The sequence below is a fragment of the Burkholderia sp. BCC1047 genome, from assembly GCF_902833155.1.
Taxonomy (GTDB): domain Bacteria; phylum Pseudomonadota; class Gammaproteobacteria; order Burkholderiales; family Burkholderiaceae; genus Burkholderia; species Burkholderia sola.
The window spans coordinates 1-6,993 of sequence record NZ_CADFEH010000073.1 but is presented as its reverse complement, the minus strand read 5'-3'; the positions used below and the strand labels follow the sequence as shown (position 1 = coordinate 6,993).

Annotated in this window: 6 protein-coding genes; 3 read left to right on the top strand and 3 right to left on the bottom strand. The window is 67.0% G+C overall.

Annotated features, from left to right (window positions below; genetic code table 11):
• Nucleotides 1-182 precede the first annotated feature (182 nt).
• From HWX55_RS35805 to HWX55_RS35795, 3 genes are read right to left on the bottom strand one after another with little or no spacing between them, the layout of a single operon-like run.
• Nucleotides 183-1,637, bottom strand: coding sequence for an NAD(P)(+) transhydrogenase (Re/Si-specific) subunit beta (locus HWX55_RS35805; protein WP_175979090.1), 1,455 nt, complete (start codon nt 1,635-1,637; stop codon nt 183-185).
• Nucleotides 1,634-1,960 carry an NAD(P) transhydrogenase subunit alpha gene (locus HWX55_RS35800; RefSeq protein ID WP_006476884.1) on the bottom strand — a complete coding sequence of 109 codons (327 nt, stop codon included), beginning with the start codon at nt 1,958-1,960 and terminating at the stop codon, nt 1,634-1,636. The genes HWX55_RS35805 and HWX55_RS35800 overlap by 4 nt, the downstream gene beginning before the upstream one ends.
• Nucleotides 1,961-1,971: 11 nt before the next feature.
• On the bottom strand, nt 1,972-3,111 hold the full coding sequence (locus HWX55_RS35795; RefSeq protein ID WP_175979089.1) for a Re/Si-specific NAD(P)(+) transhydrogenase subunit alpha: 1,140 nt from the start codon (nt 3,109-3,111) through the stop codon (nt 1,972-1,974).
• 306 nt (nt 3,112-3,417) lie between these two features.
• Between HWX55_RS35795 and HWX55_RS35790 the strand changes: the two genes are divergently transcribed.
• The 3 genes from HWX55_RS35790 to HWX55_RS35780 all read left to right on the top strand — a co-directional run bounded on the left by HWX55_RS35790 (nt 3,418) and on the right by HWX55_RS35780 (nt 6,822).
• The gene (locus HWX55_RS35790) at nt 3,418-3,927 is read left to right on the top strand and encodes an NUDIX hydrolase (RefSeq protein ID WP_175979088.1); all 510 of its coding nucleotides are present in this window, start codon (nt 3,418-3,420) and stop codon (nt 3,925-3,927) included.
• A complete protein-coding gene (mnmA, locus tag HWX55_RS35785) occupies nt 3,924-5,084 on the top strand; it encodes a tRNA 2-thiouridine(34) synthase MnmA (protein ID WP_175979087.1) in 1,161 nt (386 codons plus the stop codon). Before HWX55_RS35790 ends, mnmA begins: the two co-directional genes overlap by 4 nt.
• A gap of 118 nt (nt 5,085-5,202) precedes the next feature.
• Nucleotides 5,203-6,822 carry an FMN-binding glutamate synthase family protein gene (locus tag HWX55_RS35780; protein WP_175979086.1) on the top strand — a complete coding sequence of 540 codons (1,620 nt, stop codon included), beginning with the start codon at nt 5,203-5,205 and terminating at the stop codon, nt 6,820-6,822.
• The last annotated feature ends 171 nt before the right edge of the window (nt 6,823-6,993 follow it).

Here is a 6,993-nt window from a genome sequence, read left to right as displayed (position 1 = left end):
GGGAAACCCTTGCCTTCGGCTAACTCTTCCCCTTGCCGGGCGAGTAGAGGACTTTCACCTCCAAGTAAGTGCGCCCTGCCGGGCGCACCCATGAAAAAAGCCCGACCGGCTTGCGCCGGTCGGGCCTGTCCGGAGCGCGGCGCCCGCGCATCGAAGCGGGTGCCGCGTAGCCGAAGCGTCAGTTACTCGACGGCCTTCACCATGTCCTCGATGACCTTCTTCGCATCGCCGAACACCATCATCGTCTTGTCCATGTAGAACAGGTCGTTGTCGAGGCCCGCGTAGCCGGCCGCCATCGAGCGCTTGTTGACGATCACCGTGCGCGCCTTGTACGCCTCGATGATCGGCATCCCCGCGATCGGCGATTTCGGATCGGTCTTCGCGGCCGGGTTCACGACGTCGTTCGCGCCGAGCACGAGCACCACGTCCACCTGGCCGAATTCGCCGTTGATGTCCTCCATCTCGTGCACGATCTCGTACGGCACTTCCGCTTCCGCGAGCAGCACGTTCATGTGCCCCGGCATCCGCCCGGCGACCGGGTGGATCGCGTACTTCACGTCGATGCCCTTCTCGACCAGCTTGTCGGTCAGCTCCTTCAGCGCGTGCTGCGCGCGGGCGACGGCGAGCCCGTAGCCCGGCACGATCACGACCGTTTCCGCGTTGCCGAGCATGAACGACGCATCGTCGGCCGAACCCGACTTCACCGGCCGCTGCTCCTGCGCGCCCGCCGCGCCGCCGGCCGCCGCTTCGCCGCCGAACCCGCCGAGGATCACGTTGAAGAACGAACGGTTCATCGCGTGGCACATGATGTACGACAGGATCGCGCCCGACGAGCCGACCAGCGAACCGGCGATGATCAGCATCGCGTTGTTCAGCGAGAAGCCGATGCCCGCCGCGGCCCAGCCCGAGTACGAGTTCAGCATCGACACGACCACCGGCATGTCCGCGCCGCCGATCGGGATGATGATCAGCACGCCGAGCACGAACGCGATCGCCGTCATGATGATGAACGGCAGCCACGCCTGCGTGATGAAGAACAGGATGCCGAAGCCGAGCATCGCGATCGCGAGCATCAGGTTGATCAGGTGCTGGCCCGCGTACACGACCGGCGCGCCCTGGAACAGCCGGAACTTGTACTTGCCCGACAGCTTGCCGAACGCGATCACCGAACCGGAGAACGTGATCGCGCCGACGAACGTGCCGATGAACAGCTCGACGCGGTTGCCGTACGGAATGAAGCTCGACGACACCGCGTCCTGCGGCACGAGCCCGAACGCTTCCGGCTCCGACACCACCGCATACGCGATGCACACGGCCGCGAGACCGATCAGCGAGTGCATCGCCGCGACGAGTTCCGGCATCTTCGTCATCTCGACGCGCGCGGCGACGAATGCGCCGACGCCCCCGCCGACGATCAGCGCGCCGAGCACGAGCGCGAGGCCGAGCGGCAGGTTCGCGCCGAGCCACGCGGCCTGCTTGACGATCAGCGCGATCGTCGTGAGGATCGCGATGGCCATCCCGACCATCCCGAACAGGTTGCCGCGCCGCGCGCTCTTCGGGTTCGACAGCCCCTTCAGCGCCTGGATGAAGCACACCGACGCGACGAGGTACAGCAGCGTAACGACGTTCATGCTCATCGCGCGCCCTCCTTGCCGCCCTCGACACGCTTGGGCTCCTTCTTGCGGAACATCTCCAGCATGCGCCTCGTCACGAGAAAGCCGCCGAACACGTTGACGGCCGCGAGCGCGACCGCGAGCGTGCCGAAGAACTTGCCGGTCGCGCCGACGGTAAGCGCCGCCGCGAGCATCGCGCCGACGATCACGATCGCCGAGATCGCGTTGGTCACGGCCATCAGCGGCGTATGCAGCGCCGGCGTGACGTTCCAGACGACGTGGTAGCCGACGTACACCGCCAGCACGAAGATGATCACGTTGATCACCGTGTGATTGATGACTTCCATGGTCTCCTCCGTTATCTGCGGGTGACTTCGCCGTCGCGGCACAGCAGCGTCGCGGCGACGATGTCGTCGGTCAGGTCGATGTTCAGCGTGCCTTCCTTCGTGACGATCAGCTTCATGAAGTCGAGCAGGTTGCGCGCGTACAGCGCCGACGCGTCCGACGCGACCATCGACGCCAGATTCGTGTAGCCGGCGATCGTCACGCCGTGGTGCACGATCACCTGGTCGGCGACGGTCAGCGGGCAGTTGCCGCCCTTGCGGCCGTCGATGTCCGGACCGCGGCCGGCCGCGAGATCGACGAGCACCGAGCCGGGCTTCATCGACTGCGCGGTGTCGACCGAGATCAGCGTCGGCGCCGGGCGGCCGGGAATCAGCGCGGTCGTGATCACGATGTCGGCCTGCTTCGCGCGCTCGTGCACGAGCGCGGCCTGGCGGCCGAGCCACGACGGCGGCATCGGGCGCGCATAGCCGCCGACACCCTGCGCGGCGTCGCGCTCTTCGTCGGTTTCGAACGGGACGTCGAGGAATTTCGCGCCGAGCGACTCGATCTGCTCCTTCACGGCCGGTCGCACGTCGGACGCCTCGATCACCGCGCCCAGCCGCTTCGCGGTCGCGATCGCCTGCAGGCCCGCGACGCCCGCGCCGAGAATCAGCACGCGCGCCGCCTTCACGGTGCCCGCGGCCGTCATCAGCATCGGCATGAAGCGCGGATAGAGCGACGCGGCCACCAGCACGGCCTTGTAGCCGGCGATGTTCGCCTGCGACGACAGCACGTCGAGACTCTGCGCGCGCGTCGTGCGCGGCGCGGCCTCGAGCGCGAAGCCGGTCACGCCGGCCGCGGCGAGTTGCGCCGCCTGCTCGCCGTTGAACGGATCGAGCATCCCGACCAGCACGGCGCCGCGCTTGAGCAACGGCAGTTCGGTGTCGGTGGGCGCCTGGACCTTCAGCACGAGATCGGCGGCAAAAGCGGCCGACTGGTCGGTCAATTCGGCGCCGGCGGCCACATAGGCTTCGTCGGGATAGCTGGCGGCGCTGCCGGCCCCTTTCGCGATACTGACCCGATGGCCGGCCGCCGCGTATTTCTTCACGGTTTCCGGCGTCGCGGCCACGCGCGCCTCGTTGGCCCGCGTTTCAGCAGGCACTCCAATATGCATCGTCAGTTCCTCCAGTCATTGTCAGTATTTCTTTTCTTGCGATCTTTACTGCACAACGAGCCGGACAGGCTGACTTACCGGCTCACGAGCAACGGCGTTCACGCTGCACTTTAACCGAAAGCGATGGCCCCGCCAGCACTTTGCGCACGACCGTGCTCGAATGCGACATGAGTCTGGTCGCTGCCGTCATGCATCGCCGGGACGGACGATCTGCGAGGGTCGGATCGTCTAACGAGCGACCGGCCGCGGGCGGCCCGGCGGGAAACGGCCGGCAGCGTTCGGGCGCAACCGGTAAAATGCCGAACCATGAAACCCGAAATCTGGACCCCGCATGTGACGGTCGCCGCGCTGGTCGAGCGCGCCGGCCGCTTTCTCGTGATCGAGGAAGAAACCTCGACGGGCCTGCGCATCAACCAGCCGGCCGGTCACCTCGAAGCCGGCGAGACGCTGGCCGACGCCGTGATCCGCGAAACGCTCGAGGAAACCGCGCACCCGTTCACGCCCGACGCGCTCGTCGGCGTCTATCTCGCGCACTACGATCGCCCCGGCAGCGCCGGCGCGACCTACCTGCGCTTCACGTTCTGCGGCACGGCCGGCGAACCGGTCGCGGGCCATGCGCTCGACGACGGCATCGTCCGCACGCTGTGGATGACGGCCGACGAACTGCGCGCCTGCAGCGAGCGCCATCGTTCGCCCGCGGTGATGCGCTGCGTCGACGACTATCTCGCCGGGCGGCGCATTCCGCTCGATTTCGTGCACACGCATTCGGTCGCGCCGCGCCCCGAGGCATTCGAACGTCAGGCGGTCAGCAAATGAGCAAGCGTCGTGTAGTGGTGGGCATGTCGGGCGGCGTCGATTCGTCGGTGACCGCGTGGCTGCTGAAGGAACAGGGCTACGACGTGGTCGGCCTGTTCATGAAGAACTGGGAAGACGACGACGACGGCGAGTACTGCTCGACGCGCCAGGACTGGATCGACGTCGTGTCGGTGGCCGACCTGATCGGCATCGACGTGGAAGCCGTCAACTTCGCGGCGGAATACAAGGACCGCGTGTTCGCGGAGTTCCTGCGCGAATACTCGGCCGGCCGCACGCCGAATCCCGACGTGCTGTGCAACGCCGAGATCAAGTTCAAGGCCTTCCTCGACCACGCGATGTCGCTCGACGCGGAAATGATCGCGACCGGTCACTACGCGCGCGTGCGCGAGCGCGACGGGCGTTTCGAACTGCTGAAGGCCTTCGATCATACGAAGGACCAGTCGTACTTCCTGCACCGGCTGAACCAGGCGCAACTGTCGAAGACGATGTTCCCGCTCGGCGAGATTCCGAAGACGAAGGTGCGCGAGATCGCCGCGCAGATCGGGCTGCCGAACGCGAAGAAGAAGGATTCGACCGGCATCTGCTTCATCGGCGAACGGCCGTTCCGCGATTTCCTGAACCGCTATCTGCCGACGAAACCCGGCCCGATGAAGACGCCCGACGGCAAGGTGGTCGGCGAGCACATCGGCCTCGCGTTCTACACGTTCGGGCAGCGCAAGGGCATCGGCCTCGGCGGCAGCAAGAGCGGCAACGGCGATCCGTGGTTCGTCGCCGCGAAGGACATCGCGTCGAACGCGCTGTACGTCGTGCAGGGCCACGACCATCCGTGGCTGCTGTCGCGCGAACTGGTCGCCGGCAACGTGAGCTGGGTCGCCGGCGAGCCGCCGGCCGACGGCTTTTCGTGCGGCGCGAAGACGCGCTACCGGCAGGCCGATGCGGCGTGCGCATTCGGCACTGCGGCCGCCGGCCCGGCAGGCGAAGCGCGCTTCTCGCTCGCGTTCGACGACGCGCAGTGGGCGGTCACGCCCGGCCAGTCGGCCGTGCTGTATGACGGCGAGATCTGCCTCGGCGGCGGCATCATCGAATCCGCGGCCACCGGCCAGCCCGGGCAGGCTGCGGCGGCGGGCCACGCGCCGGCGCTCGCCGACGCACGCTGACATCCATTCGGTTTAGACTTGCGGCACGCCGCGCCCGGCGGAACATGATTCCGCTACGGCCGGCGCGCCGCCGCGCAGCGTACGCATGGCGGCATTTCAAGATTCTTACGGAGTCCCCATGCTTTCAAGACGCTACCTCGCGATGTGGTGTGCCGTGCTGCTGCTCGTCGCGGCGGCCGTCCTCGCGTCGGTCCATGCACTCTCCTGGCTGTGGATCGCCATCCCCATCGCCCTCGTCGCGCTCGGCCTGTACGACCTGAACCAGGACCGCCACGCGATCCTGCGGAACTACCCGCTCTGGGGCCACTTCCGCTTCCTGTTCGAATTCATCCGACCTGAAATCCGCCAGTACTTCGTCGAGGACGACACCGACGAAAAACCGTTCTCGCGCGCGCAGCGCAGCCTCGTCTACCAGCGCGCGAAGAACGTCGCCGACAACCGTCCGTACGGCACCGAGCTGAACGTGAAGGCCGTCGCGCACGAATGGATCAGCCATTCGCTCGCGCCGACGAAGCTGCCGAACCACGATTTCCGCATCCGCGTCGGCGCGACTCGCGCGCAACCGTACGACATTTCGATCTTCAACATCTCGGCGATGAGCTTCGGCTCGCTGTCCGCGAACGCGATCCGCTCGCTGAACCTCGGCGCGAAAAAAGGCGGCTTCGCGCACGATACCGGCGAAGGCTCGCTGTCGAAGTACCACCGCGAGCACGGCGGCGACATCATCTGGGAAATCGCGTCCGGCTACTTCGGCTGCCGCAACGACGACGGCACGTTCAACCCCGACAAGTTCGCGAAACAGGCCGCCGATCCGCAGGTGAGGATGATCGAGGTGAAGCTGTCGCAGGGCGCGAAACCCGGCCACGGCGGCGTGCTGCCGGCCGCGAAGATCACGCCGGAAATCGCCGAGACGCGCGGCGTGCCGATGGGCAAGGACTGCATCTCGCCCGCGACGCACTCGGAATTCTCGACGCCGCGCGGGCTGCTCGAATTCGTCGAGCGGCTGCGCACGCTGTCCGGCGGCAAGCCGACCGGCTTCAAGCTGTGCATCGGCCATCCGTGGGAATTCTTCGGGATCGCGAAAGCGATGCTCGAGACCGGCATCGTGCCCGACTTCATCGTCGTCGACGGCGCGGAAGGCGGCACGGGCGCGGCGCCGCTCGAATTCACCGACCACGTCGGCGTGCCGCTGCAGGAAGGGCTGCTGCTCGTGCACAACACGCTCGTCGGGATCGGCGTGCGCGACCGCGTGAAGCTCGGCGCGAGCGGCAAGATCATCACCGCGTTCGACATCGCGCGCACGCTCGCGATCGGCGCGGACTGGGTGAACTCGGCGCGCGGCTTCATGTTCGCGGTCGGCTGCATCCAGGCGCAGCACTGCCACACCGACCGCTGCCCGACCGGCGTCGCGACGCAGGACCCGGTGCGCCAGCGCGCGCTCGTCGTGCCCGACAAGGCCGAGCGCGTGTACAACTTCCACCGCAATACGCTGCATGCGCTGCAGGAACTCGTGCAGGCGGCCGGCCTCGCGCATCCGTCCGAGCTGCGTGCGCACCACATCGTGCAGCGGGTCGCGCCGCACGAGGTGCGGCTGATGTCGCAACTGCTGAAGTACCTGAAACCCGGTGCGCTGCTCGACGGCCACACCTGCGGCTTCTCGCTGTACGACAAGTGGTGGCCGATCGCGCGCAGCGATTCGTTCACGCTCGGCGAAGCCGTGTACGCGTCGATCGAGTGATGCAAGCGGCCAGCCCGCTCCGGCGGCGGGCGGCATGCGCCGCAAAAAGAAAAGCGCCCCGTGAACTGCACCCCAAAAGTTGGACACTAGTCCAACCTTTGGGGTGTTTTACATGACGAAGTACAACGAGCAGTTCAGACAAGGCATCGTTGACGAGTATCTGGCCGGCGG